Source organism: Pseudomonas sp. P4_C8 (assembly GCF_056401975.1).
This window is the reverse complement of the sequence record NZ_JBFUIH010000019.1, coordinates 39,379-63,660: the sequence shown is the minus strand read 5'-3', so window position 1 is coordinate 63,660 and position 24,282 is coordinate 39,379. Positions and strand designations below refer to the sequence as shown.

At 56.0% G+C, this 24,282-nt stretch carries 21 protein-coding genes and 2 pseudogenes; 12 read left to right on the top strand and 11 right to left on the bottom strand.

Translation table 11 applies throughout. The features are described 5' to 3' along the window. The first annotated feature begins 6 nt into the window (after positions 1–6). The 4 genes and pseudogenes from AC1DWM_RS13955 to AC1DWM_RS13940 all read left to right on the top strand — a co-directional run bounded on the left by AC1DWM_RS13955 (position 7) and on the right by AC1DWM_RS13940 (position 5,152). The gene (locus tag AC1DWM_RS13955; RefSeq protein ID WP_477795438.1) at positions 7–1,785 is read left to right on the top strand and encodes an acyl-CoA dehydrogenase C-terminal domain-containing protein; all 1,779 of its coding nucleotides are present in this window, start codon (positions 7–9) and stop codon (positions 1,783–1,785) included. A gap of 72 nt (positions 1,786–1,857) precedes the next feature. Then, positions 1,858–3,978 carry a 3-hydroxyacyl-CoA dehydrogenase NAD-binding domain-containing protein gene (locus tag AC1DWM_RS13950; protein ID WP_477795437.1) on the top strand — a complete coding sequence of 707 codons (2,121 nt, stop codon included), beginning with the start codon at positions 1,858–1,860 and terminating at the stop codon, positions 3,976–3,978. A gap of 155 nt (positions 3,979–4,133) precedes the next feature. Next, positions 4,134–4,529, top strand: a pseudogene (locus AC1DWM_RS13945) (transposase); the annotation flags it as partial. Beyond that, positions 4,496–5,152 (top strand): SDR family NAD(P)-dependent oxidoreductase, encoded by a 657-nt coding sequence (locus tag AC1DWM_RS13940; RefSeq protein ID WP_477795464.1) that lies wholly within the window; start codon positions 4,496–4,498, stop codon positions 5,150–5,152. The pseudogene AC1DWM_RS13945 and the gene AC1DWM_RS13940, both read left to right, overlap by 34 nt. Before the next feature lie 73 nt (positions 5,153–5,225). On the opposite strand, the gene AC1DWM_RS13935 is transcribed toward AC1DWM_RS13940, so the two are convergent. Together AC1DWM_RS13935 and AC1DWM_RS13930 are read right to left on the bottom strand one after the other, a co-directional pair. Next, a complete protein-coding gene (locus tag AC1DWM_RS13935; RefSeq protein ID WP_477795436.1) occupies positions 5,226–6,425 on the bottom strand; it encodes an MFS transporter in 1,200 nt (399 codons plus the stop codon). Between the two features lie 50 nt (positions 6,426–6,475). After that, positions 6,476–7,525 carry an NAD(P)-dependent alcohol dehydrogenase gene (locus AC1DWM_RS13930; RefSeq protein ID WP_477795435.1) on the bottom strand — a complete coding sequence of 350 codons (1,050 nt, stop codon included), beginning with the start codon at positions 7,523–7,525 and terminating at the stop codon, positions 6,476–6,478. A gap of 165 nt (positions 7,526–7,690) precedes the next feature. On the opposite strand from AC1DWM_RS13930, the gene AC1DWM_RS13925 reads away from it, so the two are divergent. Further along, complete coding sequence (locus AC1DWM_RS13925) at positions 7,691–8,608, top strand: AraC family transcriptional regulator (protein ID WP_477795434.1); 918 nt, start codon at positions 7,691–7,693, stop codon at positions 8,606–8,608. On the opposite strand, the gene AC1DWM_RS13920 is transcribed toward AC1DWM_RS13925, so the two are convergent. After that, positions 8,503–8,889 carry an SDR family NAD(P)-dependent oxidoreductase gene (locus tag AC1DWM_RS13920; RefSeq protein WP_477795433.1) on the bottom strand — a complete coding sequence of 129 codons (387 nt, stop codon included), beginning with the start codon at positions 8,887–8,889 and terminating at the stop codon, positions 8,503–8,505. The genes AC1DWM_RS13925 and AC1DWM_RS13920 overlap by 106 nt on opposite strands. A gap of 27 nt (positions 8,890–8,916) precedes the next feature. After that, the gene (locus AC1DWM_RS13915) at positions 8,917–9,933 is read right to left on the bottom strand and encodes an SDR family oxidoreductase (RefSeq protein ID WP_477795432.1); all 1,017 of its coding nucleotides are present in this window, start codon (positions 9,931–9,933) and stop codon (positions 8,917–8,919) included. A gap of 207 nt (positions 9,934–10,140) precedes the next feature. Between AC1DWM_RS13915 and AC1DWM_RS13910 the strand changes: the two genes are divergently transcribed. The 6 genes and pseudogenes from AC1DWM_RS13910 to AC1DWM_RS13885 all read left to right on the top strand — a co-directional run bounded on the left by AC1DWM_RS13910 (position 10,141) and on the right by AC1DWM_RS13885 (position 16,970). After that, complete coding sequence (locus AC1DWM_RS13910) at positions 10,141–10,887, top strand: YkgJ family cysteine cluster protein (protein WP_477795431.1); 747 nt, start codon at positions 10,141–10,143, stop codon at positions 10,885–10,887. Between the two features lie 285 nt (positions 10,888–11,172). Continuing rightward, positions 11,173–11,661: a (2Fe-2S)-binding protein gene (locus AC1DWM_RS13905; RefSeq protein WP_477795430.1), complete on the top strand. Its 489-nt coding sequence runs from the start codon at positions 11,173–11,175 to the stop codon at positions 11,659–11,661. Then, entirely contained in the window at positions 11,658–12,650 is a 993-nt protein-coding gene (locus AC1DWM_RS13900) for an FAD binding domain-containing protein (RefSeq protein ID WP_477795429.1), read from the top strand. Before AC1DWM_RS13905 ends, AC1DWM_RS13900 begins: the two co-directional genes overlap by 4 nt. Then, positions 12,647–15,037 carry a xanthine dehydrogenase family protein molybdopterin-binding subunit gene (locus tag AC1DWM_RS13895; RefSeq protein WP_477795428.1) on the top strand — a complete coding sequence of 797 codons (2,391 nt, stop codon included), beginning with the start codon at positions 12,647–12,649 and terminating at the stop codon, positions 15,035–15,037. Before AC1DWM_RS13900 ends, AC1DWM_RS13895 begins: the two co-directional genes overlap by 4 nt. Positions 15,038–15,057: 20 nt before the next feature. Further along, positions 15,058–16,026 (top strand): XdhC family protein, encoded by a 969-nt coding sequence (locus AC1DWM_RS13890; RefSeq protein WP_477795427.1) that lies wholly within the window; start codon positions 15,058–15,060, stop codon positions 16,024–16,026. Positions 16,027–16,045: 19 nt separating this feature from the next. After that, positions 16,046–16,970 (top strand): annotated as a pseudogene (locus AC1DWM_RS13885) (AraC family transcriptional regulator). Between the two features lie 160 nt (positions 16,971–17,130). On the opposite strand, the gene AC1DWM_RS13880 reads toward AC1DWM_RS13885, so the two are convergent. Next, the gene (locus AC1DWM_RS13880) at positions 17,131–18,471 is read right to left on the bottom strand and encodes a 2-hydroxycarboxylate transporter family protein (RefSeq protein WP_477795426.1); all 1,341 of its coding nucleotides are present in this window, start codon (positions 18,469–18,471) and stop codon (positions 17,131–17,133) included. Between the two features lie 128 nt (positions 18,472–18,599). On the opposite strand from AC1DWM_RS13880, the gene AC1DWM_RS13875 reads away from it, so the two are divergent. Beyond that, positions 18,600–19,517, top strand: a complete 918-nt coding sequence (locus AC1DWM_RS13875) for a LysR substrate-binding domain-containing protein (protein ID WP_477795425.1) — start codon at positions 18,600–18,602, stop codon at positions 19,515–19,517. Positions 19,518–19,566: 49 nt separating this feature from the next. Here the strand turns inward: AC1DWM_RS13875 and leuD are convergent, their stop codons facing one another. The 6 genes from leuD to AC1DWM_RS13845 all read right to left on the bottom strand — a co-directional run bounded on the left by leuD (position 19,567) and on the right by AC1DWM_RS13845 (position 24,273). Then, positions 19,567–20,175, bottom strand: coding sequence for a 3-isopropylmalate dehydratase small subunit (gene leuD / locus AC1DWM_RS13870; protein WP_477795424.1), 609 nt, complete (start codon positions 20,173–20,175; stop codon positions 19,567–19,569). A 3-nt stretch (positions 20,176–20,178) separates the two neighbouring features. After that, positions 20,179–21,600 (bottom strand): 3-isopropylmalate dehydratase large subunit, encoded by a 1,422-nt coding sequence (gene leuC, locus AC1DWM_RS13865; RefSeq protein WP_223521744.1) that lies wholly within the window; start codon positions 21,598–21,600, stop codon positions 20,179–20,181. 159 nt (positions 21,601–21,759) lie between these two features. Continuing rightward, entirely contained in the window at positions 21,760–22,509 is a 750-nt protein-coding gene (locus tag AC1DWM_RS13860; protein WP_477795423.1) for a sulfite exporter TauE/SafE family protein, read from the bottom strand. Beyond that, positions 22,506–22,970, bottom strand: coding sequence for an RraA family protein (locus AC1DWM_RS13855; protein WP_477795422.1), 465 nt, complete (start codon positions 22,968–22,970; stop codon positions 22,506–22,508). The genes AC1DWM_RS13860 and AC1DWM_RS13855 overlap by 4 nt, the downstream gene beginning before the upstream one ends. Then, positions 22,936–23,202 carry an RraA family protein gene (locus AC1DWM_RS13850; RefSeq protein ID WP_317849420.1) on the bottom strand — a complete coding sequence of 89 codons (267 nt, stop codon included), beginning with the start codon at positions 23,200–23,202 and terminating at the stop codon, positions 22,936–22,938. Before AC1DWM_RS13850 ends, AC1DWM_RS13855 begins: the two co-directional genes overlap by 35 nt. Before the next feature lie 195 nt (positions 23,203–23,397). Next, positions 23,398–24,273, bottom strand: coding sequence for a LysR family transcriptional regulator (locus AC1DWM_RS13845; RefSeq protein WP_477795421.1), 876 nt, complete (start codon positions 24,271–24,273; stop codon positions 23,398–23,400). Positions 24,274–24,282: the final 9 nt, after the last annotated feature.

Here is a 24,282-nt window from a genome sequence, read left to right as displayed (position 1 = left end):
CCAATCATGTCTGTTTACAAAGCCCCCCTGCGCGACATGCGCTTCGTTCTCAATGAAGTCTTCGAGGTGTCCAGGCTCTGGGCTCAATTGCCCGGTTTAGCCGAGGTTATCGACGAAGAGACGGCTGCCGCGATCCTTGAAGAGGCCGGCAAAATCAGCACCGATATCATCGCGCCGCTGCTACGCAGTGGCGACGAGCAAGGCTGCACCTGGAACGACGGTGCAGTGACCACGCCGGACGGTTTCCCGGCAGCCTATCGGGCCTTTGCCGAAGGTGGCTGGGGCGGTATCGGTGGCGATCCGGAGTTTGGCGGCATGGGCATGCCCAAGGCGATCTCCGCCCAGATTGAAGAAATGGTCAACTCGGCCAATCTCTCGTTCGGCCTGTACCCGATGCTGACGGCGGGTGCCTGCCTGGCGCTCAAGGCCCACGCCAGCCAGGAACTCAAGGAACGCTATCTGCCAAACATGTACGCCGGCACCTGGACCGGTTCGATGTGCCTGACCGAGGCCCATGCCGGTACCGACCTGGGGTTGATCCGCACCAAGGCCGAGCCCCAGGCCGATGGTAGTTACAAGATCAGCGGCAGCAAAATTTTCATCAGCGGCGGCGAACACGATCTGAGTGAAAACATCATCCACCTGGTACTCGCCAAAGTGCCAGGTGCTCCCGCCGGGGCAAAAGGCATTTCGCTGTTTCTGGTGCCCAAGATGATGGTCAATGCAGACGGTTCACTGGGCGATCGCAACTCGCTGTCCTGCGGCTCCATCGAGCACAAGATGGGCATCAAGGCGTCCGCCACCTGCGTCATGAACTTTGACGGCGCGACAGGCTGGATCGTCGACGCGCCGAACAAGGGGCTGGCGGCGATGTTCACCATGATGAACTACGAGCGTCTGGGCGTCGGTATCCAGGGCCTGGCACAGGGCGAACGCTCCTACCAGAACGCCGTCGAGTACGCCCGCGACCGCCTGCAAAGTCGTGCGCCAACCGGTGCGCAGAACAAGGACAAGACCGCCGACCCGATCATTGTCCACCCGGACGTGCGACGCATGCTGCTGACCATGAAAGCCTTGAATGAAGGTGGACGTGCCTTCTCCAGCTATGTGGCTCTGCAACTGGACACCGCCAAGTACAGCGAAGATGAAGTCACCCGCAACCGCGCCCAGGATTTGGTGGCGCTGCTGACCCCGGTGGCCAAGGCATTCCTCACCGACATGGGGCTGGAAACCACGTTGCACGGTCAGATGATCTTCGGCGGCCACGGCTACATTCGCGAATGGGGTCAGGAACAACTGGTGCGCGACGTGCGCATTACCCAGATCTACGAAGGCACCAATGGCATCCAGTCTCTCGACCTGGCCGGGCGCAAGATTGTCGGCAGCGGCGGGGCGCTTTACCGCTTGTTCGCTTCGGAAATCCGCCACTTCACCGCCAATACCTGTGCCGATCTCGGCGAGTTTACCCAGCCGCTGAACGCAGCTGTCGATACCCTCGATGAGCTGACTGCGTGGCTGCTGGACCGGGCGCAAAGCAACCCGAATGAAATCGGCGCGGCCTCTGTCGAGTACCTGCACGTGTTCGGCTACACCGCGTACGCCTATATGTGGGCGCGCATGGCCAAGGCGGCTATGGGCAAACAGGCCGAGGATGATTTCTACGCCAGCAAGATGGGCACGGCACGCTTCTATTTCGCTCGCTTGCTACCACGTATCCACTCGCTCAGCGTCTCGGTCAAGGCTGGCAGTGACTGCCTCTATTCGCTGGATGCCGCACAGTTCTGAACATGATCAGTTTCAGGAAGAACCAACTGGGTGAAGACAGCTTATTTGCTTCATCCGACAGAGAGATCACATATGAATAGCTTAATCAATTATCGCTGCGAAGGTCCGCTGGCCTTGATCGGCCTCGCCAATGCTCCCGTCAACGCTCTCGGCCAGGCCTTGCGCGAACAATTGCTGGAGGCCTGTGAACGTGCCGTCGCGGACGCCAGTGTGAAAGCGATTATTCTCCACGGTGAAGGTTCTGTGTTTAGCGCCGGCGCTGACATATCCGAGTTTGGTAGCCCGGCGTCATTCGCCAAGCCGGACCTGCCAAGTCTGCTGACCCGTCTGACCGAGTTAGACAAACCGCTAATCGCCGCCATCGGTGGGCTGGCATTGGGCGGTGGGCTTGAGCTCGCCATGGCCTGCGGGTACCGGGTGGCTGAAGCCGGCGCGCGCCTTGGCCTGCCGGAAATCAAGCTTGGCTTGCTGCCTGGCGCTGGTGGTACGCAACGTTTGCCGCGTCTGATTGGCGCCGCTGCAGCGCTGAAATTTATTGCGTCCGGCGAGCCGATCGGCACCCATCGAGCACAAGTGCTGGGGCTGCTGGATTGGGTGGCACCCACCGTTGATAGTTTGCTAGAAACGGCCAAGGCATTGGCCTTAGCACTGATTCCCAGACAGGCGCCGGGCCGCCCGTGCCGCCCGAACTGGCCGCACCCAAACCCGGGCGCAGCCTTGCTGCCGGGCTATTTTGCCGACTACCGCGCGGCGAATCAGTCGCGCTGGAAAGGCCAGAGCGCGCCGCAGCGGGTGGTGGCGGCGATAGAAGCAGCCTGCAATCTGCCGCTGGCCGAGGGTCTGGCCCGTGAGGGCGAGTTGTTCAAAGAGGCCGAGGCTTCCACCGAGTCCGAGGCCCTGCGCTATGTGTTCTTCGCCGAACGTGAAGTCGGCAAGTTGCCGGGGCTGGACGCCGGCGCGTCGATTCGTCCGGTCAACCGGGTCGCGGTCATTGGTGCCGGCACCATGGGCGGAGGGATTGCCATGAACTTCGCCAATGCGGGCATGGCGGTGACGCTGCTGGAGTTCAAGGCTGATGCTCTGGAGCGCGGCCTGGCACTAATCCGCAAAAACTACGACACCAGTGTCCAGCGCGGCAAGCTCACAGCCGAGCAAGTGAATGAGCGACTGGCGCTGATCCACGGCACTCTGGACTACGCCGATATCGCCGACGCTGACCTGGTGATCGAAGCCGTATTCGAGAATCTGCCGATCAAGCAGCAGGTGTTTCGCACCCTGGATGAGGTGTGTAAGGCAGGCGCGATTCTTGCCAGCAATACCTCCACCCTGGATCTCGATGCCATTGCTGCTGTCACCCGCCGGCCGCAGGACGTGGTCGGCCTGCATTTCTTCAGCCCGGCCAACGTCATGCGCCTGCTTGAAGTAGTGCGCGGCGCGGCCACGGCCGCCGATGTCCTGACCACCACGCTGAAAGTGGCCAAGCGCATTGGCAAGATCCCGGTGGTTTCCGGGGTGTGCTTCGGCTTCATCGGCAATCGCATGCTCGAACCCTATTCCCGCGAGGCGCATCGTATGCTGCTGGAGGGCGCCACGCCTGCACAGATTGACAAGGTACTCACTGGTCTGGGCATGGCGATGGGCGTCTTTGCCATGCACGATCTGGCGGGCATCGATGTCAGCTTTCTGGTTCGTGAGTCGCGCCGCGAGGTCATTGCCTATGATCCCGGTTACTGCAAACTTGCCGATGCGCTCTACGCCCTCGGCCGTTTCGGTCAGAAAACCAGTCGCGGCTATTACCTCTATGAAGGTCGCGAGCGCAAGGATGATCCGGAAGTGGTCGCACTGGCCGAGAAAATCGCCGGTGAGTTGGGCATCCAGCGCCGAGTGATCAGCGATCAGGAAATCCACGATCGCTGCCTGTTGATGCTGATCAATGAAGGTGTCCAGTTGCTCGACGAAGGCATCGCCCAGCGCAGCAGCGACATCGATCTGGTTTGGATTAATGGCTACGGCTTCCCGGCCTGGCGCGGTGGCCCATTGCACTACGCCGAAGGGCTGGGGCTTGCGCATGTGCTGGAGCGAATCGGTCATTACCGAGAGGTACTTGGTGCCTATGGAGCCATGTGGTTCCAGCCAGCACATTTGCTGGAGCGCCTGGTCGCATCTGGCAAGACCGGCGTCGAACGTATCTGATCTTTGTGACTATTGGCGGTCGTCGCAAACTGGCCGCCCTTAGCACTTAACGTCTAATCAAATGCAACCCTGACCGTCTGCTTATGGCCCAGAGTGTGTGAAAACGCCAGTGATTGTTTAACCTTCTGATCGCCTAGATCGTATCGGGGGCGATCATGAAGCGATTCATTGAGGGTGAGGCTCGGACGCAAGTCACGATGCTGCCTGAGTGCTTGGACGATTACGTAGCCGAAGAAAATCCAGTGCGAGTGGTCGACGTTTTCGTCGATGAACTCGACCTGGGTGTACTTGGGTTTGAGGGTGTCGATCCTGCTGCAACGGGTCGTCCGGCCTACCACCCAGCGGTCTTGCTGAAGATCTATATCTACGGCTATCTCAATCGGATTCAGTCCAGTCGCCGGCTTGAGCGTGAAGCCGAGCGCAACGTCGAACTGATGTGGCTCACGGGGCGTTTGGCCCCGGACTTTAAAACCATTGCCGACTTTCGCAAGGACAACGGTAAAGCCATTCGTAGTGTCTGCCGCCAGTTCGTAGTGTTTCCCGCACGGCTGAAAATGTCGCGGGTGTCGTCGCCGAGATCCAGGCGGCGGGCGGCATCGCTTTCGGAGTGGTGTGTGATATCGCCGACCCGGATCAGATCAAAAGCGCGGTGGAAAAGGTCGTTGCTGAATATGGCCGGATCGACATCCTGGTGAACAATGCCTTCGACCCTTCGGCGGTCTTTTCGTCGGTACTCGAACTGTCGGCCGAGCAATTGCAACGCAATCTGGAAATGGGGCCGATTGCCTATCTGCGGACGATGCAAGCCTGCTACCCACACCTGAAAGCCAGCGGGGAGGGTAGAGTCATCAACTTTGCATCGTTGGCCGGTGTCATCGGCTTGCAGGGTTACGCCCCTTACAACATGGCAAAGGAGGCGGTGCGTGCCCTGACCCGTTCGGCGGCGAGGGAGTGGGGCGCTGACAAGATAACGGTAAACAATGCCATGCCGGTCGCAGACACTTGGAGGGTAGCGGCCAATGCGCCCGCACCCACTAACGCACTTGGCCGTTATGGATCGCCCGAAGAGGATATTGCGCCGGTCGTGCTGTTCCTTGCCAGCAAGGATGGGCAGTTCCTGACGGGTTACAGCCTTACTCCGGATGGTGGCCAAATCATCGACAGCGCACGCTGACGGTCACGTCCAATTTTCGAGCGTATCCTCCACCGAAACCGCAAGACATGCCTTGGCGTGTCTTGCGGTTATTTCAAGCAATGCTTACCGATGCAACAGGCTCCCGCAATGCTGCGCGTGCAGCCAGGAAGGCAAGAACGGCCGCCACGCCTAGCAAAGTGGCGCTCAATTCGAAGGTCGCTTGATAGCCGCTCGAGTCAAAGACCAGCCCGCCAACGGTTGCGCCAGACGCAATAGCGAGTTGGATGATCGCCACCATTAAACCGCCTCCCGCTTCAGCAGAGTCTGGCAACGTTCTTGCCAGCCATATCCACCATCCCACGGGCGCCGCAGTCGCAACCAGTCCCCATAGGCCAAGCAGGACAGTCGTAGTGGCTGCCGAGCTACCGAATGAAACAAGCGCCAGTGCAATCACTGCCATCAGGATCGGGATGACGATGAGGATTCGATACAGGCCATTTTTCAAGAACGCTTCAATCAGGAAGGTTCCGGCAAGGCCCGCCAGACCCAGCACGAGCAACATCAGCGACAGCATGGAGACACTGACATGAGTGACCGTTTCAAGGAATGGGCGCAAATAGGTAAACAGCATGAACTGGCCCATGAAAAACACACTGACCGCCACCATGCCTAACGCAACCGGCGTGCTTTTCATTAGCTTGAAGACGTTGCCAGTGCCTGAACCGTTGTGCGATTTCATTGCTGGAAGGCTTAACAACAGCCAGACACAGGCGACTATCGCGACTGGGATGACGCACAAGAATGCACCGCGCCAGCCAATCAGGGCGCCAAGAAAACTACCCAATGGCGCAGCAATAACTGTCGCCAAAGCGTTGCCGCCGTTGACGATTGCCATTGCGCGAGTGATCTGGTCGTCAGGCACCAGACGCATGGCGGTTGCCGCCGACAATGACCAGAAGCCACCTATCGCAATACCGATCAGCGCACGGCCGATCATGAACACCCAGTAGTTCGGGGCGAACGCGACGACTGTTCCAGAAAGGGTCATCAACAGCGTCAGTGAAAGAAGCAGCGGTTTACGGTCAACTCGTGCCGCCACCAGCGGGATAAGAAGGCTGGTGAATAAGGCAAACAGCCCCGAAACGGAAATGCCCTGACCGGCTTGTCCTTCGGTGATATGCAGATCGGCGGCAATTGGTGTCAGCAGGCTGACGGGCATGAACTCCGATGCCACCAGCACGAAGGCGGCGAGCGACATGGCGAGTACGGCGCCCCATGATTTATGGGGCACTGGTAGAAGGTGATCAGTCATTGTTTGAATCCTGTATTGCGCGAAGCGTCGCAGCCCCGAATCTGAGGCGCTCAATCAACCAATGTGGAGTTGTCGATCACGAAGCGATACTTGACGTCACCCTTGAGCATTCGCTCGTAGGATTCATTTATCTGGTCTGCTCGAACCAGTTCGATGTCGGCGACGATGCTGTGCTCGGCACAGAAATCAAGCATCTCCTGTGTTTCCGGGATGCCTCCGATCATCGAACCGGCAATCGTTCGGCGCTTCATGATCAGGTTGAACACGTTGGGTGACGGATGCGGCGAGGCCGGTGCGCCGACTAGCGTCAGTGCACCATCACGCTTGAGCAGAACCAAAAAAGCATCAAGATCGTGTGGGGCTGCGACGGTGTTGAGAATGAAGTCGAAACTCTTGGTATGTGCAGCCATTTCTTCAGGGTTACGCGATACGACCACCTCATCGGCGCCTAACTCCTTTGCCGCCTCGCGCTTGTTTTCAGAGGTGGTGAACGCCACGACGTGGGCGCCCATCGCGTGGGCCAACTTGATGCCCATGTGACCCAGACCGCCGATGCCGACCACACCTATTTTCTTGCCTGGGCCGGCGTTCCAGTGACGCAGAGGAGAGTAAGTGGTGATGCCCGCGCACAGCAGCGGGGCGACGGCAGCTAGTTGCGCCTCGGGATGGCGGATGCGTAACACGTAGCGCTCATGCACCACGATGTTTTGCGAGTAGCCGCCCAGCGTCCAGCCAGGTGCATCCGGTGTCGGGAAGTTGTAGGTACCGACCATCTCATCGCAGTAGTTTTCCAGGCCTGTGTCACAGTCGTCACAGTGTTTGCAACTGTCGACGACGCAGCCGACACCGACCAGATCGCCGACTTTGAAATCCGCTACATGTGCGCCCACCGCCGATACGCGACCGACAATTTCATGCCCAGGTACACAAGGAAATTGCGTGCCTGCCCACTCTGCGCGCACTTGGTGCAAATCCGAATGGCAGATGCCACAGAAGGCGATATCGATCTGAACATCATGGGCTGCCGGCTCGCGGCGATTGATCTGCATCGGCTCAAGGGGTTTGTCGCCAGCGTGAGCGCCATAGGCTTGTACAAGCATGGGAGAGACCTCAAAGGATTTGTCGGATGGACATTTTCCGGGTCTGCCAAGGCTCTCTGTAGTGCATTCCACTGGATTACTTGCCTGATTCTATGAGTCTCTGTTTTTTTGCAGGACGGTCGGGAGCTGGCGAGTTAGAGTTCTGTGAAGAGGTATAAGACGAATATGACGAACAAATCCAAGACCGACTCTCAACAGACATCGCCACAAGAAAAGCTTGCGCAGATCATCGGCGCGCAGATCTCGAAACCAGGTGATTACGGAACGGCCATTACAGGTCTCGGCTTCTTCAGGCGCGAACATCCAGCACCGCCCATCGTCTGCATGGTTGAGCCAAGCATCATTCTCATCGCCCGAGGTGAGAAACAGCTCTGGGTTGGTGGCGAGGGCTACCCCTATGACACGTCGCGGTTTCTGATCACCTCATTAGACTTGCCTGCCAATTCAGAAGTGCTGACGGCAAGCCCGGAACAACCATGCTTGGGGCTGACGTTGAAACTCGATCTACGCATGCTGGCTGAGCTGATAGCGCAAAGTGACCTGCCGCCAACCCGTGATCGATCAGTTGCGAAGGGGGTAGGAATTGGTTCCGTGACACCAGCTATGCTGGCCTCATTCGAGCGCTTATTGGCACTGCTCGATGAGCCGGAGTCCATCCCTGTCCTTGCACCCTTGATCCAACGCGAGATTCACTACCGTCTCTTGCAGAGTGATCAAGCGAGCCGGCTGCGACAAATAACGTCTGTCGATGGTCAAGGTTATCGGATCGCGAAAGCCATCGATTGGCTGAAGTTGAATTACACCTTGGCGCTTCGCGTCGACGAACTTGCGGCCCGGGTGCAGATGAGCACTCCGACCTTTCACCACCACTTCCGCCAACTCACTGCAATGAGCCCCTTGCAGTATCAAAAATGGCTGCGACTGAATGAAGCAAGACGGTTGATGCTCAATGAACACCAAGACGTTTCCAGTGCGGCTTACAAGGTCGGATATGAAAGCCCATCCCAGTTCAGCCGCGAATACAGCCGTCTGTTTGGCGTACCCCCAAAGAGGGATATTTCGGTGTTGCGAGGGCAGGGGTAGCAACACCAATACGCGTATGAGTGGCTACCAGCATTGTTGAATGCCATGTTCAGGCGACCGTAAATAGTTACTGCTCTCTCAACCATTGAGGCAACTTGGACTTCGTCCGCCACATCGCAAACGATGGCCGTAGCCTGCTGCCCCGCAGCAAGCAGGATTTGAGTTTCGTGAAAAAGCTGTGTCTCGTTCACATCAGCAAGAACTACCGAGGCACCTGCCTCGGCGAAAGCCTTCGCGGTTGCTAAACCGATTCCCGCACCTGCGCCTGTAACGAGGGCCACCCTGCCGGTGAAGTTATCGATCTCTGGTTAGTCTTCGTCGTGCGCCAACGAGGACGACAGCGAGCGGTGTGCGTTGGCTTGTTCCAGAAGAACCTTGGCCTTATTCTCGAAAGCCTCGATGGCATCCGCTCCACCAGCGAATCGAGCTGGAGGAGTTTCGCTCCCAGCTAGTTGAATAATGGCCACCGCCAGCTTTGCGGGGTCTCCTCCTTGCTTACCGCTCATGTCGCTCCAGGCTTTTACGGTTTCACGCGTCTTCTCCGCGTAATCCTCGATTACAGGCTCAGCGAATGTAGTGGAATTGGCAGTGAGTAGATCGGTGCGGAAGAAGCCTGGCTCTATCAGCATGGTCTTGACGCCGAATTGTTCGACCTCCGAAGCCAATGACTCCATCCATCCTTCAACGCCAAATTTGCCGGCGGCGTAGGCGCTGCAGAAAGTGCCGCCAACGATGCCTGCTGTGGAGGAGACAGTTGCCACCAGGCCTGACCGCTGCCTGCGCATGACGGGTAATACCGCACGGGTCACATTCATCGGGCCGAACAGCAGCGTCTCGATTTGGCTCCGAACATGATCTGGTGTGAGCTCCTCAAAGAAACCTGCGTAAAAATCGCCTGCGTTGTTGATGAGCACGTCGATCCGACCGAATTTGCTTAATGCGGCTGCCACCGCTGTTTCTGCTTCTTCCGGGCGGGTGACGTCGAGTTTCACAGTCAGCAGATCTTCATGAGCGCCTACAGCGATCTCTACCTTTTTCGGATCTCGCCCGGTAGCGACCACCACGTGGCCAGCTGTCAGAGCTACCTGTGCCAGGTGAACGCCGAGACCTCGGCTCGCTCCTGTTATAAGCCAAACCTTTTTGTCAGCCATTTGATAGTCCTCATAGGTTAGAGATGGGCATTCGTAGGCCTTTGGCCCTAATGCGGCCTGGCGGCCCGTCTGCGAAAGCAGTGATTTATTCTCCCCGCAATGAGCCGGAGTGGTTTGCAGGGTTCGGGTAAAAAGTTGCCTAAAACGACGAACTTCACCTTCAAGCTCGGTCATTACCATCTCTGCGCAACGCTCTCATTACGCTGAACCACCTTGGTAGAAGAAGGAGCATTTACGTTGGAAACGGCAAGTATTCGAATGGATTCAGCAATCACCTGTTGAATCTGCTCGACATAATTTAGACAACGTCAATTTCACCTCGACGGGAGCTTTGCCCAGAGCCCCACGGTGGTGGTTGGTCAAACTATGTCGAGTGTGTTCATGGAAAATACTGCTATACGCTTTGCCTGCAACGGCTGTGGAGTCTGCTGCAAGGGACGCCTGATTCCCCTGACGTTGAGTGAGTCGAGGCAGTGGCTGCAGCGCGGCCATGACGTGGCTGTGATTCTCGAAGCATTCGATGAGACGCTTTATCCCACCGAACCGGCGAAATTCGTTCACAGCTCCCGCCGTGCAATTGAAGTTGATAGCGGTACTGCCAAGATCAGAGCTGTTGCGATTCTGGCTGCAAATGCGCTCATGCAATGCCCTAACCTGGACGACCAAGATCGGTGCGGGATCTATGAAGAGCGGCCTTTGGTTTGCCGGATTTACCCAATGGAGATCTCACCTTTTATCTCCTTGAATCCAGCGCAGAAGGCATGTCCGCCAGAGGTATGGGATGAGGGCGAAATCATTTTTTCTGATCGAATCGTAGACCCAACGTTAGCCAGCCAAGTAGATCAGTCACGGGAAGCAGACAGAAACGATGCTGGAGCAAAAGTCGCCATTTGCGAGTCCATGGGCATGACCACAGCAGCCTGGAAAGAAAATGCGCTTGCGGTCTATCTACCTGAGCGGACTGTATTGATCAATGCGATCCAGAACTACGATGCAGGGCTTCATAAAACGGAGAGCCCTCATTGGCGCGTGCGAGTTGATGATCAAGGATTACGCCAGCATCTAGGTGATATAGGTGTCGAAGTTGATGCCTCCGGTTGTTCTGATTACATCTTCCACAAGCTGTAGTCAGAAACTTTGGAAATCAGACTGAGCATGCAGGGCCCAACGAAAAACGCTGCAGCCGCTCTGTGTCCCAAGGCGGCGTCTCATTGCCTTCGTCATTTCGAGCAGCCACAGGCTCAGTAACATCTTGTTACGCTCAGCGTGAGAGCAAAAAACGTCGTCGGATCAGGCAATAAACCCCGCCGATCAGGCAATTCTCCAAGGCCCGAGCAAAGCATACTTGAAGCACGAAATGGCGCTTGTGTAACGCCTTGCTAAGCGCTGTCGGACTTTATTGGAGAGGCCAGCATGGCAGACCGTAACAGACTTCAGCTCACCATCAACGGCGCACAGCGGGACTTTGAACTCGACTCCCGTACCACGTTACTCGATACCCTGCGTGAACATGCTGCCCTCCCTGGAACTAAGAAAGGTTGCGACCAAGGTCAGTGTGGTGCATGTACGGTGCACGTCGACGGACAGCGTGTACTGAGCTGCCTGACGTTGGCTGCTCAAGTCCAAGGCCGTGACGTGACCACCATCGAAGGATTGGCTCAAGCCGACGGTACCTTGCACGCTGTGCAAGCCGCTTTCGTAGAGTTTGATGCTTTCCAGTGTGGGTATTGCACGCCTGGTCAGATCATGTCTGCGGTCGCTTGCATACGTGAAGGACATACCGGCTCGGACGATGCCATTCGCGAATACATGAGCGGCAACCTCTGTCGCTGTGGTGCTTACCCACACATCGTTACCGCCGTCCGAACAGCGGCGGCACGTTTGCAGGGGGGCAAGGCATGAGAGCGTTTGACTATATTCGCCCAGACGACTTGAACATCGCGCGCCAGGAAGTCAGCGCGCCCGAGACTCGATTCCTTGCAGGCGGCACAACGTTACTGGATTTGATGAAGTGTGGAGTGGAACGTCCGGCTCGGCTGGTTGATATCAATCATTTGCCAGGTTTGAGTTACATCACTTTCAGCGCTGAACAAATCCATATTGGAGCCTTGGCCAAAATGAGCCAGGTAGCTGCGGATACCCGGATACAGACCCAGGCACCGGTTCTGAGTGACGCATTGTGGCGTGCCGCCTCTCCTCAATTGCGCAACATGGCATCAATTGGTGGCAACCTCATGCAGCGCACGCGTTGCACTTACTTCCGCGATCCTGCCGCTTACCCCGATTGCAACAAACGCACCCCTGGCTCCGGCTGTGTGGCGCTCAATGGTGTGAATCGCAATCATGCTGTGCTGGGCGGCAGCGACGCGTGTATTGCCACCTATCCTGGTGACCYAGCTGTCGCGTTGGTGGCTTTCGATGCGAGAATTTTGATCCGTGGTGATAGTGATCGTTCGGTGTCCGCAGATGACTTCTATCGACTACCAGGTAACCGCCCCGACATTGAGCACGATCTGGCTGCTGGGGAAATTATCGTTGGCGTTGAAGTCCCTGTGATTCCAGCACTTAAGCATTCTCACTATCTCAAGGTGCGTGATCGCGCCTCTTATGAGTTTGCTGCAGCAAGTGCTGCTGTAGGTGTGGAGTTCGAAAGTGACGGCCACACCATTCGCAATGTGCGCATTGCATTGGGTGGAGTGGGCACCAAACCATGGCGTGCCCGTGCTGTGGAGCAAGCACTCATTGGTAAGCCATTTACCGAAAAGGTACTTCGTGAGGCAGCCCGCCACGCTGTCGATGGTGCGCATGCTCGGGAACACAATGGCTTCAAGATAATTTTGGCACCACGCGTGGTTGCGAGAGCGCTGATGGCAGCTGGAGGCTTGGTATGAACGATCTCTTCAATCCCAATATCAGTCGGCGGATTCTGCTCAAAACTGCCGCCGCCGGTTCTGCCGTAGCTTACACCGGGCTAGCATTGAACCCATTAACCGGCGAGGCCGCGCCAATGGTCAGCATAGAGCCCAACGGTGCGCTTGGGGAGCGTGCGTCCCGTCAGGATGGGGCTCTTAAAGTGAGAGGTGAGGCACGCTATGCCATTGAGCATGCCATTGAAGGGATGCTCTACGGCGTTGTTGTGCAATCAACCATCGCCGCCGGACGCATCGCTGCAATCGATGCTACTCCGGCTGAAACCGCTGCTGGAGTGGTTGCTGTCTATACGCATCTCAATCGGCTAACGATTCAGCAAGCCACTCCGTTTATCAAAGGCGGTGCCGCCACCGAAAGCTTCACGCCGCTGCAAGACGACCAGGTTCGCTGGAACGGGCAGCACATTGCCTTGGTTGTTGCTGAAACTTTCGAGCAAGCGACCGAAGCCGCTTGTCTCTTGAAGGTCAGCTACGAACAAACCCAAGCCATTATTGACCCCGATGATCGACGGACAAAACCTCAGCCCATTGATGATCTGCAAGCGAAATGGGGGGAAGCCGAATTGGCTATGGCTTCTGCGGCGGTCAAGGTGGAAGGGATCTACACAACACCGCGCGAATATAACGTTCCAATGGAGCCCCATGCCTGTATCGCACAGTGGAGTGGGGACAGTCTGACGGTGTATGAATCGAGCCAATGGGTGGGTGGTGCCCGCAATGTTATCGCCCAGTGGATGGGCATCGACATGTCCAATGTGCGAATCGTTTCTCCATTCGTCGGTGGTGGCTTTGGTTGCAAAATCGCGCCTCATCCCCACGTTGCAATGGCATGCGCGGCATCCATGGTTTTGGGGCGGCCTCTGAAAGTGTCCCTGACTCGTCCCCAGACTTTCACGGGATACGGTGGACGTCCACGTACAAGCCAACGACTGGCATTGGGCGCTACACAGCAAGGCATCCTTCTCTCAGTCTTGCATGAGGGATGGAACGAGACGGCGATTGACGATACTCACTTGGAGCCCAGCACTTCAGTAACCGCACTAATGTACGCCACACCCAACATGCTGGCCCGCCACAGCATCATTCCGGTGAACACGGTTAATCCCGGCTGGATGCGTGCGCCAGGGGAAAACATCAGCACCTACGCACTCGAAACCGCCATGGATGAACTTGCCTACGAAGTCGGGCTCGATCCCATCGAGTTACGACTGCGTAATTGGGCACCCCACGATCCGAAGGCAAACATCCCGTGGACGACACGGCGTCTTCGCGAGGGTTATACCGCCGGCGCCAATGCATTTGGTTGGGCCAGTCGCAATCCAAAACCGCGCTCAATGCGTGAAGGTCGCGAGCTGATTGGGTGGGGTATGGCAGCAGGTACCTATCCGGTGTGGCGAACTCCTGGTGAAGCCAAGATCATCATTCACCGCGATGGTCTGATTGAGGTGCTCAGTGGAGGCACCGACCTGGGTACTGGTACTTATACGATCCTCGCCCAAACCGCCGCCGAAGTGTTGGATGTCCCAACCCGTTCAGTGAAGGTGACTCTGGGCGATACGAGCTTGCCCCGTGCCCCCGTAGCCGGTGGATCGCAACTGGCGAACAATCTCACCGGGGCAGTGTACAAAGCGGCGAAAGTTGCTCGCAACGAGCTGCTGAGAATTGCGACAACAGATCCCAAGTCTCCCTTGCATGGAATGGACATCGGTAATCTGGTGTTCAAAAACGGTCGCATAAAGCCCTCACAAAGGCCCGGTGATGGGGTGGCATTAGCGGATCTCCTGAAGGCTCTCGGGCGAGACCGATTTGAAATTTCGACCGACACCTTCAAAGCAGGCGCTACGGAGGCAGATCGGGAAGCGGCAGCTCATGGTTTTAGTCAGATGCAGTCGCCGACAACTGGCGGCGTTTCGGCGCACAGCTGGGGTGTGCATTTTGTTGAAGTTCGGGTGGACGAAGACTTCGGGACGGTGAGGGTCAAACGTATGGTCGCTGCTTTCGACAGTGGTAGGGTCTACAACCCGAAGCTCGCCGAAAGCCAGTGGATCGGAGGGATGGTTATGGGACTGGGTCAGGCATTGCTTGAGGAAGGCCACATTGACCGCCGAGACGGACGTATCGTTAATGCCAATCTTGCCGACTATGTTGTTCCAGTGAATGCAGATGTACCCGAGATCATTACCATCAATGTAGGCGTGCCTGATCTACAGGCCAGTGCGCTGGGTGGTAAAGCAGTCGGTGAATTGGGGATCGTTGGAGTTGCGGCAGCAATCAGTAATGCGGTCTACCACGCTACCGGCAAGCGTGTTCGTGATTTGCCGATCACCATGGATAAGCTCCTCGTATGATTCTTGACGCTGTATGACCTATGAAGAATCTTGACGTCCAAGTGATCCAGCAGGCACTTAAATGGCTCGAAGGGGGCAACAGTGTGTGGCTCTGCACTGTCCTGGCAACCTTCGGCTCTGCTCCCCGAGGGCCTGGGGCGATGCTTGTCGCGCTGCAGTCGGGACACAATTGCGGGTCGCTCTCAGGGGGCTGCGTAGAAGAGGACTTTTTAGAAAGACTGGGACGCGAGGAGTTTGCGGTTCATAACCAGATCATTCGTTACGGTGAGGGCGGACTCGCGCCATCCTTGGAATTGCCGTGTGGAGGCGTGCTGGATGTACTGGTCGAACGCTTCGAGCCCGACTGCCAAAGTCGTGAGCATTTTGCGATCCTATTGAGTGCTCTGCAGGGCCGTCAGTTGATTGTACGCCATGTCGTATTGGGCACGACCCATGCTCATATCGAAACTGACGCAACTGTCTGCGCGACCGTCGCTGTTGAGCCTGGTCATGTGCGTCTGAGGATAGGGGCGGCTCAGCGACTACTGATAGCGGGGCTATCACCGGTAGCCGAGTTTTGCGCCAGTTTTGCCGTGGCGCTGGGGTATGAAGTAATTGTGTGTGACCCACGAACGGAGTTGACAGCGCACTTTAACGTCCCCGGCGTACAGCTTATCGAAATGCTACCCGCGACCTATATTTCTCAAGGGGGCTGCCACGCCGCCACTGCAGTAGTAGCTCTGACCCACGATCCCCGACTGGATGATTTGACACTCCTTGAGGCCGTTATGACTTCCGCTTTCTACATCGGCGCCATGGGCTCAAGACGCACCAGTGAAAAGCGCCTGGAGCGGGTCAGACGAATCGGAAAGTTGGAGGATCGAGTCATCGACCGTATACATGCTCCGATTGGTCTTAACCTCGGAAGCAAGACGCCTGCCGAGATTGCTCTGGCAGTCATGTCAGACATTGTTAGGGTGAGTAACGGAATTGATCGTGGCGCGTTGTAGCGTCGTGACTCTTTAGGAGATGAACGTGCACGCTGCTTCTAAAAATAACCGTACCTACGGCGACACTGGTCGGTTGGCTGAACTCGTGAGCCAAATTGTGCGCACCGATTGCGACCACCAAACAGCCATTCCGGGCCTGAGCCTTCACCGCCGCAATGCGGTTACAGTACCTTTGCACTGCATTTATGGCTTGGGTATCGGCTTATGCTTGCAAGGCTGCAAGCAAGTCATGGTGGGTGAGGAGGTGCTCACTTATGCCCCTGGGCAATCGATGGTCACGAGCGTAGACCTTCCCGTGATAGCGAATGTTACCCAAGCCAGCTATACGCACCCGTTTTTAGGCATGATGCTGACCTTCGACAGTACTATGGTTATGCAGGTAGCCGAGCGTCTGCAGCTATCTCAACGCATGAAGGATGATGGGTTTAGGCCTGTCACTGTGCAGACACTGGAAGTGAATGTGCTGGACGCTCTTGAGCGGCTGGTTGGGCTACTCGATGAACCGGCTTTGATCGCTGCCATTGCGCCCTTGATCAAAGAAGAGATAGTCGTTCGCCTGCTAAGTGGAGCCCATGGGCCGCAACTGCTCCACGTCGTCAGCGCCGGCTCCCCAAGTCAACAAATAGCCAAAGCAGTCGCCTGGCTTAAGCTCAATTTCAGTCAGGCGCTTCGCATGGATGACTTGGCAGCTACCGTTTACATGAGCCCGTCTACATTCCGGCAGCACTTCCGTGCAGTAACCGGGATGAGCCCTTTGCAATATCAGAAGCAGCTCAGGCTGCAAGCTGCAAGCTGCACGGCAGATGATGCTAAGTCAAAATGTAGATGCGAGTAGCGCCGGCGGTCTGGTCGGATATGAAAGCTCTTCGCAGTTCAGTCGTGAGTACAGCCGTCTGTTTGGTGAGCCGCCTCAGAGGGATATAAGGCGTATGCGCGAGCAATAGCCGTATGGCTCCGACATCGACGAGTCCTGGCTGACCAAGTGAGTTTGGTTTGAGTACAAAAGGGCCCGTTAAGGGCCCTTTTTCGTTGATACGGTAACAGTGAAGATAGATTTCAGAAGCAGTACAGCTTAGTGCTCGTATCGTGGGCTTACTATTCCATTCAAGCGAAAATACCTAACAAAATAGTTGCGAGAATTACCGTCGATGCTCCGCCAATGCGCGTTGAAATCTGAGCGAAAGGCATCAGCGACATCCGATTAGAAGCCGAGAGAATTGCAACGTCTCCAGTGCCTCCCAGACCGCTGTGGCAGCAGGTGACAATGGCCGATTCGATGGGATACATCTTCATCACATTGCCAATGAAGAAACCCGCGACTGTCATCGATACCACGACTGATACGCACACCAGCACATAGCCAATCGAGAAGACTTTTACCACGCTATCCAGCGGTACATAGAGCATGCCGAGGCCGATCATGACCGGCCAGATGAAGGCGGCGGAAACCAGTTTGTAGAACGATTGCGCACCTTTCTCCAGTTTTTCCGGCAGGACACGGATGTACTTAAACAGTACGGCGGCCAGAATCATCATCACTGGCCCCGGGATGCCGACTACTTTTTCCAGCAAACCGCCCAGGACGAAGAAGGCGCAGATGATCAGCACGCCTGCACCCATGACGCGAAGGTCGACGCCGGAGTTCGTCTCTTCCTTGACCTTGAATTTGTCATTCTCAGCTTTGGCACGAATCAGTGAGCCTTCACCATTGATGTTCGGACGTTTCAGCGCCAGACGAGCCAAGTAACCTGCGCAGATGATTGCTGCGATGTTGCCGACTACGGCGGCGGGCACCAATTGCGCGACATAGATATCGGGCGTGCCACCGAGGATCGCTGAGTAAGCCAGCGACAAAGGCAGAATCCCTTCACCGATCCCACCGCCAATAATTGGTACGATGATGAAGAAGAACGTGTGGTAGAAGCTGTAGCCGGCCAGCTTGCCTACAATCAACCCGCTTCCGACGGCGGCCAAGGTGCCGACGAGCAGGGGGATGAACATCCGGATCATGCCCTGAACCAGGATAAAGCGACTCATCCCCAGAATGCTGCCGACAACCAGGCTGGCAATCACGAAGTAGAGGAAGTTAGCCTCCTTCATCAGCATCTTGGTCGCATCAATCGTTGCCGGCCCGAAGAAGCCGTAAAACACCAGCACCGATGGCAGCATCAGGCACAAGATGGCCCCGCCACCAATTTCCTTGAGTAGCGGAAGGCGCGACCCCAACTGACCAAAAAACACGCCCATGGTCATGATTACAGCGAGGCCGCCGATCATGTTTTTGGGCAGGAAACCCAAGTGCGCCGAGAGAAATACAATCAAGGCTATGCCGAGGAAAATCGGCAATGGGATAACACCAATTTCGTAGGCACAAAGGTTTCGTAGGCGTTGAAGAAAACCGCCTTCAGCATCTACTTTCAGGGATTGCTCATAGGGACTGTTCATTACGCTATTTCCTCATGTTGTTTTTATCGAGGATTCAGAAACCACGGTTAACCGGGCTCAAGTTGCCACTCGGTAATTCGATGGTATCCTTCGCAAATCACGTGATAAATAGCGGAAGTATGAGGCGCATGAACACGAATCGTGACCAATTCCCCTTGCCTGAAGACCTCAATGTTTTTCTTACTGTCGTTCGAAAAAACAGCTTTGCCAGTGCTGCCGAGGAGCTGGGCTACTCGCCCGCTTACATCAGCAAGCGGATAGCGGTGCTCGAAACAACTCTGTCGACAAGGCTATTGCACCGCACAACCAGACGTATTGCCTTGACCGATGATGGTGAGCGGGTGCGGGTATGGGCTGAAAAATTGCTGGGTGATCTCGACGATTTTGTTGGGGAAATATCCGAGGCGCGCCATCAGCCCATGGGCTCGTTGCATATTTGCAGCAGCTTCGGTTTTGGACGCAATCACGTTGCGCCAGCGATCTGCAAGCTCTCGCAGACTTATCCAAAACTCGATATTCGCTTGGACGTGTTTGATCGCGTCGTCGACATAGTCAGCGAAGGGTTCGATTTGGAGATACGTGTGGGAGATGACCTGCCGGGTCAGCATTTGGGGCGCAAGCTTGTGAGTAATCGGCGCGTGCTGTGTGCAACGCCCGAGTATCTGGAGCGGCGGGGCACGCCTCAGTCGTTGGAAGATCTCAAAAACCATGATTGCCTGGTGCTGAAAGAGCGAAACAACGCTTTTGGCGTGTGGAACCTCACCAGAAACGGGCAGGAAGAATCCGTGCGCGTCAGCGGCCCGTTGTCTTCCAACAGTGGCGAGATTGTTTTGGAGTGGGCGCTGAGTGGTGGCGGCATTCTGCTGCGTTCGATGTGGGATGTGAAACCGATGCTGGAAAAAGGACGTCTGGTGCAGGTGCTTGCTGATTACTCACAGAGCGCCAATGTCTGGGCTGTTTATCCCACTCGCCTAAGCGAGTCGGCTAAATTGCGCGTCTGCGTCGAATTTCTGGAAGAGTACTTTCGCGATCTATCGGTTGGGTGACTTCCGGGGCGGAAGATCAACACACGTGATCTTCCGCCAGGAATTTTCATCAGCTCAACCAGGGGTTTTCCGCCAGATGCCGAGATTCGAAGCTTCGAATCTGATCGGCCCGCTGCAACGTCGTACCAATCGCATCAAGCCCCAGCAAAAGGGACTGTTTTCGCAGTTGGTCGATCTCGAAAGGAATCACAGTACCGTCCGCCAATTCGATTGTTTGCTCTGGTAAATTCACTTCGATCCGTGCTGTCGGCGCGTCACTGACTACCCTGGCAATCTGCTTTAGCTGGGCTTCAGAAAGCTGTATGGCCAACACACCATTGCGCTGGCAGTTGTCATAAAAAATACCGGCAAAACTGGTGCCGATGAGTGCTCTGATGCCGACTTGCTTCAGGCCCCAAACGGCATGTTCTCGACTAGACCCACAACCGAAGTTGGAGCCGACCACCAGGAAGGCTGCGCCATTCCAGGCGGGTTGATTGAGAATGAACTCAGGGTTGGGTTCGCCTGACTCCAGAAAGCGCAGATCGAAGAACAAACCGCGATCCAGCCCTTTTCGATCAATACCCTTGAGAAACTGCTTGGGCATGATCACGTCGGTGTCGATGTTGGAAGCCAAAAGTGGCGCGGCGCTGCCGCTGACCGTGTTGAAAGGTTGCATGCTTCAAGCCTCCAGGGCGAATGAGCGAACGTCGGTCAAATGTCCGGTGATCGCTGCAGCTGCGACCATCGCCGGACTCATGAGATGGGTGCGCGCGCCGGCACCTTGGCGACCTTCAAAATTGCGATTTGTACTTGATGCGCAGCGGTCACCTGGAGCGAGGACATCGTCATTCATGGCCAGGCACATCGAGCAACCCGACTGCCGCCATTCAAAACCGGCATCCAGGAATATCTGCGCAAGGCCTTCCTGTTCGGCTTGAGTACGAACCAGTGTTGAGCCGGGAACGATCATTGCTCGTACATGTGCCGCTACGCGCTTGCCGCGCACCACACGGGCAACGTCACGCAAGTCTTCAATTCGTGCATTAGTGCAGGAGCCGATAAACGCATGGCTGATGACCACGTCGCTCAGCGGCATGCCCGCCTGCAGACCCATGTAATCCAAAGCGCGTTGCATACCTTGGCGAAGAATGAGGTCGGGTTGAGTGGCAGGGTCTGGCACATAACCGCCGACTGGCGAGGCTTGATCGGGGCTTGTACCCCAAGTGACCATCGGTTCCAGATCATCAACGTTGAGTATTACCTCGCGGTCAAATACAGCGCCTTCGTCAGTGTGCAGTTCTTTCCACTTAGCAACTGCCTGCTTCCACATTTCGCCTTGAGGCGCACGTGGTTTGGTTTGCAGATAAGCGAAGACTTTGTCATCCGGAGCCATGAACGCGCCCCTGGCACCCGCTTCGACGGCCATGTTGCAGATCGTCATTCTGGCCTCGACACTTAGCTCAGAGATCGCCGGCCCGGCGAATTCGATTGCATAGCCAGTGGCGCCTGATGCGCCGATATTTTCGATCAGCGCCATGATGATATCTTTGGACGTGACACCGCTACTGAGCAGCCCGTTCACTGTAACTCGCATGGTTTTCAGGCGTTTGTAGACCAGTGTTTGCGACGCCAGCAGGTGCTCGATTTCAGAGGTGCCGATGCCAAATCCGAAAGCACCCAATGCACCGTAAGTCGTGGTGTGGCTGTCACCTGCAGCGACGACCATCCCAGGTAATATGAAGCCTTGCTCTGGCGCTACGACGTGCTCAATGCCTTGTCTCTTGTCCAGCACATCAAAGAGCTCGATTCCAAAGTCTCGGCAGTTTTCTTCAAAGTACGAGACCTGTTGCGCACCGCCGGCATCCGGCATGGTCGCAATACGAACCGGTGCGGTCGGGTTCACGTGGTCGACCACCGCAAGCGTCGCGTTTGGCCGCCATACTTTACGGCCTGCTTCGCGCATCCCGCTAAATGCCTGGGGGCTCGTGTATTCGTTAGCGACCTGGCGATCAATGTACAAAAGCACGTGGCCTTGATTATCAAGAGGGCAAACGGTGTGGCTATCGATGTGTTTCTGGTAGAGCGTTCGAGGCATATTCATGGCTGGATTCTTTCTCTGTCTTATTCGAGATCACGGGTACAAACATGCCTACAGCATATTGATCCCTGATCACGCATCAAGAGCGTGAAAGTGAACGCGTTCAGCACGAATTGTGAATAATCGAATTAACCCGTTTTCAGTGTGATTGCTCAATGCGTCTCAAGCTTTAGTGATCATCAAGGCAGCACACACCATAAGAAACAGGCAAAACCAGGTGCGAAGAGACTTTTCGGGCAGGGCATGAGCGAGCTTGACTCCCCAGCTGACACTGAGAAGCCCACCTAACGCCATGGGCAGGCCAAGATGCCATTGCACATGGTCGTGGAGTGCATAAGTCAGCAGCGTTACACCCGTACTCGGAACGGCCAGTGCCAGTGATAGCCCTTGCGCAACTACTTGGGTTGTACCGAAGACGGTGGATAAAACGGGAGTGGCCAATACCGATGCTCCCAAACCGAAAAAACCGCCCAAGATCCCGGAACCCGATCCCAAGACCATCAACCATGGCCATGGATGTCGCAGCTCTTTGCTGGGCGGCAGTTTAGGTAAGTACATCTGCAAATAGCTGTAGGCCGAAAGCAGCATCATGAAGACGGCAAAACCTATGCGCATGGTATCGGGATCCAGGCCTACGGCAATGATCGATCCTATCCAGGCGAAGACAAATCCTGCTGCCGCTAATGGCGCCGCATGACGCAGTAAAATTCGTGTTCGTTGGTGGTATCGCCACAGCGCGAGCATCACGTTGGGCACGACCATGACGAGCGTCGTCCCCTGAGCCAGCTGTTGATCCATTCCGAACATCAACACCAAAGCCGGGATTGCAATGAGTCCACCACCGATCCCGAATATCCCTCCGAGTGTGCCCATGGCCGCGCCCAACAGCAGGTACATAGCCCAATCGATCATTTGAGGCTGCCCGCCTTTAGCTTATGAGTTAGATGGTTGAGAGATACTGGTGCGCATTGCATCGCGCTAACAAAGAAGTGAATTGAATGTCGCTCGTAGGGATGAGTCGGCGTGCCTGAGAAGTTAAAGCGGACAGCCCTTTGCCCGCAAATAGCGTCGAAGCGATTCGGGTCTAGTGTGCCGGCTTCAATAGCCTTCAATGTTGCCTGCTCGCGCGCAAGCAAATCGTGGCAACGCACAAGCAATTCAGGCAGCTCTGAACGGGCGGCAGCAACTACACCATCGCCGTCGCCGATCATCAAATCACCAGGTGTAACCAACATTCCAGCGCAGGAGATCGGGACATTGATTTCTCCTCCACCATCGGTGCTTGGCCCTCGATGCACCCCGCCGATAGCGTAGGCTGGCAACTCGCCGGTCTGCCACTCATCGAGATCGCGCAGAGCGCCATTGATTACCACGCCAACAATTCCGGCCTTCAATCAATGCCATTGCCCGCATGATGCCTCCGAAGACGGCGCGCGTTAGGTCGGCACTACCGTCAATTACGAGGACATCGCCAGGCCGCGCCATCTGCATCGCTTTCAGGATCATCAAATTATCGCCAGGTCTGACCCTTACAGTCAGGGCGCTGCCAAGCATTGGCGCGCTCCCATGAAACGGACGTAAACCTAAGGCCAGAAGAAACAACATTAAACATAAAACCCTCGCTGCCAGGCCGCACTAGCTGTTGTTGGGGAGATGCGCGGCCAGGAACGTAGTGAGGTTACTAGCTTCAAACAATGGCGATTCAGTGATCAAACACTTCACGAATCGTGGCGTATTTGATCTTGCTTTGGCCCTGAAACGGCATTGGATAAATTGAAACCGGAGTCAGCAAAATGGGATTTAGTCGCCCAGCTTGGCCCAGAATTCTTCTGCAGAAGGGCTGATTGGGGCTGTCGGTCGCGTTAGATGAATTTCTAAAGGGATATCCCAGCTTTCATCGAGGGCCCTGACAAGGCGTCCATCAGCCATTTCCTGTTCCGTCAGGCTTTTCGGTAACCACGCTACACCCTTGCTTTCCAAAGCCATGGACATAAGTACTGCTGCAAGGTGGCTACTAAAAAGAGGCTTGAGGCGAAGGTAGTCTTCTTTGCCGTGGAGTCGGTGAGCGACGATGCGGCCTAGACCCGATTCGTGGGTGTATGCCAAGTAAGGCAGTGTTTCAGGTGAGGTACCAAAATTGGCAGAGGCACTTGCCAAAGGCACGARCACATCCTCTCCAACCTTCTTCCCAATGAATTGATCAGGGGCCAGCAAAGGTGGGACGTCGGGATGGCGATGGCAAAGCAGGAACTGAACTTGGCCGTGAATCAGCATCTGCTCACAAACAGCCATGCTATCTGAGTGCAGGCGTACAGCATCTATCGGGGCGCCATTCTCCGTGCTTCTCAGCCATCTTGGAAAAAATGTAAAAGACAGGGAGTGAGTGGCTGCGAATTGCAGTGTCTTGGCGGCCATCCCTGCCACCTCCTGTGCCTCTGTGCGCATCCTGTACAAGCGTCTGGCAGCCTCCTGAGCGCTGGGCAAAATCTGCCTTCCAGCCTCGGTCAGGGTTGCTCCCTGAGGCGTGCGCACAAACAACTCCACGCCCATCCAATTCTCCAGTGAACGGACTCTGCGGCTGAAGGCCGGCTGAGTGACGTGGCGCGCTTCAGCGGCACGAACAAAGCTGCCGTATTCGGCAAGCGCTGAAAAATCTTCGAGCCAGACGAGTTCCAAGGGCAATGC

What these genes read in the sequence shown, in the direction of transcription:
- AC1DWM_RS13955 (WP_477795438.1), top strand. Translation starts at nt 7, where the DNA reads ATGTCTGTTTACAAAGCCCCCCTGCGCGACATGCGCTTCGTTCTCAAT.
- AC1DWM_RS13915 (WP_477795432.1), bottom strand. Translation starts at nt 9,933, where the DNA reads ATGACCGAGCTTGAAGGTGAAGTTCGTCGTTTTAGGCAACTTTTTACC.
- AC1DWM_RS13895 (WP_477795428.1), top strand. Translation starts at nt 12,647, where the DNA reads ATGAACGATCTCTTCAATCCCAATATCAGTCGGCGGATTCTGCTCAAA.
- AC1DWM_RS13910 (WP_477795431.1), top strand. Translation starts at nt 10,141, where the DNA reads ATGGAAAATACTGCTATACGCTTTGCCTGCAACGGCTGTGGAGTCTGC.
- AC1DWM_RS13905 (WP_477795430.1), top strand. Translation starts at nt 11,173, where the DNA reads ATGGCAGACCGTAACAGACTTCAGCTCACCATCAACGGCGCACAGCGG.
- AC1DWM_RS13880 (WP_477795426.1), bottom strand. Translation starts at nt 18,471, where the DNA reads ATGAACAGTCCCTATGAGCAATCCCTGAAAGTAGATGCTGAAGGCGGT.
- AC1DWM_RS13875 (WP_477795425.1), top strand. Translation starts at nt 18,600, where the DNA reads ATGAACACGAATCGTGACCAATTCCCCTTGCCTGAAGACCTCAATGTT.
- AC1DWM_RS13930 (WP_477795435.1), bottom strand. Translation starts at nt 7,525, where the DNA reads ATGCTTGTACAAGCCTATGGCGCTCACGCTGGCGACAAACCCCTTGAG.
- AC1DWM_RS13850 (WP_317849420.1), bottom strand. Translation starts at nt 23,202, where the DNA reads ATGTTGTTTCTTCTGGCCTTAGGTTTACGTCCGTTTCATGGGAGCGCG.
- AC1DWM_RS13925 (WP_477795434.1), top strand. Translation starts at nt 7,691, where the DNA reads ATGACGAACAAATCCAAGACCGACTCTCAACAGACATCGCCACAAGAA.
- AC1DWM_RS13950 (WP_477795437.1), top strand. Translation starts at nt 1,858, where the DNA reads ATGAATAGCTTAATCAATTATCGCTGCGAAGGTCCGCTGGCCTTGATC.
- AC1DWM_RS13935 (WP_477795436.1), bottom strand. Translation starts at nt 6,425, where the DNA reads ATGACTGATCACCTTCTACCAGTGCCCCATAAATCATGGGGCGCCGTA.
- AC1DWM_RS13860 (WP_477795423.1), bottom strand. Translation starts at nt 22,509, where the DNA reads ATGATCGATTGGGCTATGTACCTGCTGTTGGGCGCGGCCATGGGCACA.
- leuD (WP_477795424.1), bottom strand. Translation starts at nt 20,175, where the DNA reads ATGCAACCTTTCAACACGGTCAGCGGCAGCGCCGCGCCACTTTTGGCT.
- leuC (WP_223521744.1), bottom strand. Translation starts at nt 21,600, where the DNA reads ATGAATATGCCTCGAACGCTCTACCAGAAACACATCGATAGCCACACC.
- AC1DWM_RS13890 (WP_477795427.1), top strand. Translation starts at nt 15,058, where the DNA reads ATGAAGAATCTTGACGTCCAAGTGATCCAGCAGGCACTTAAATGGCTC.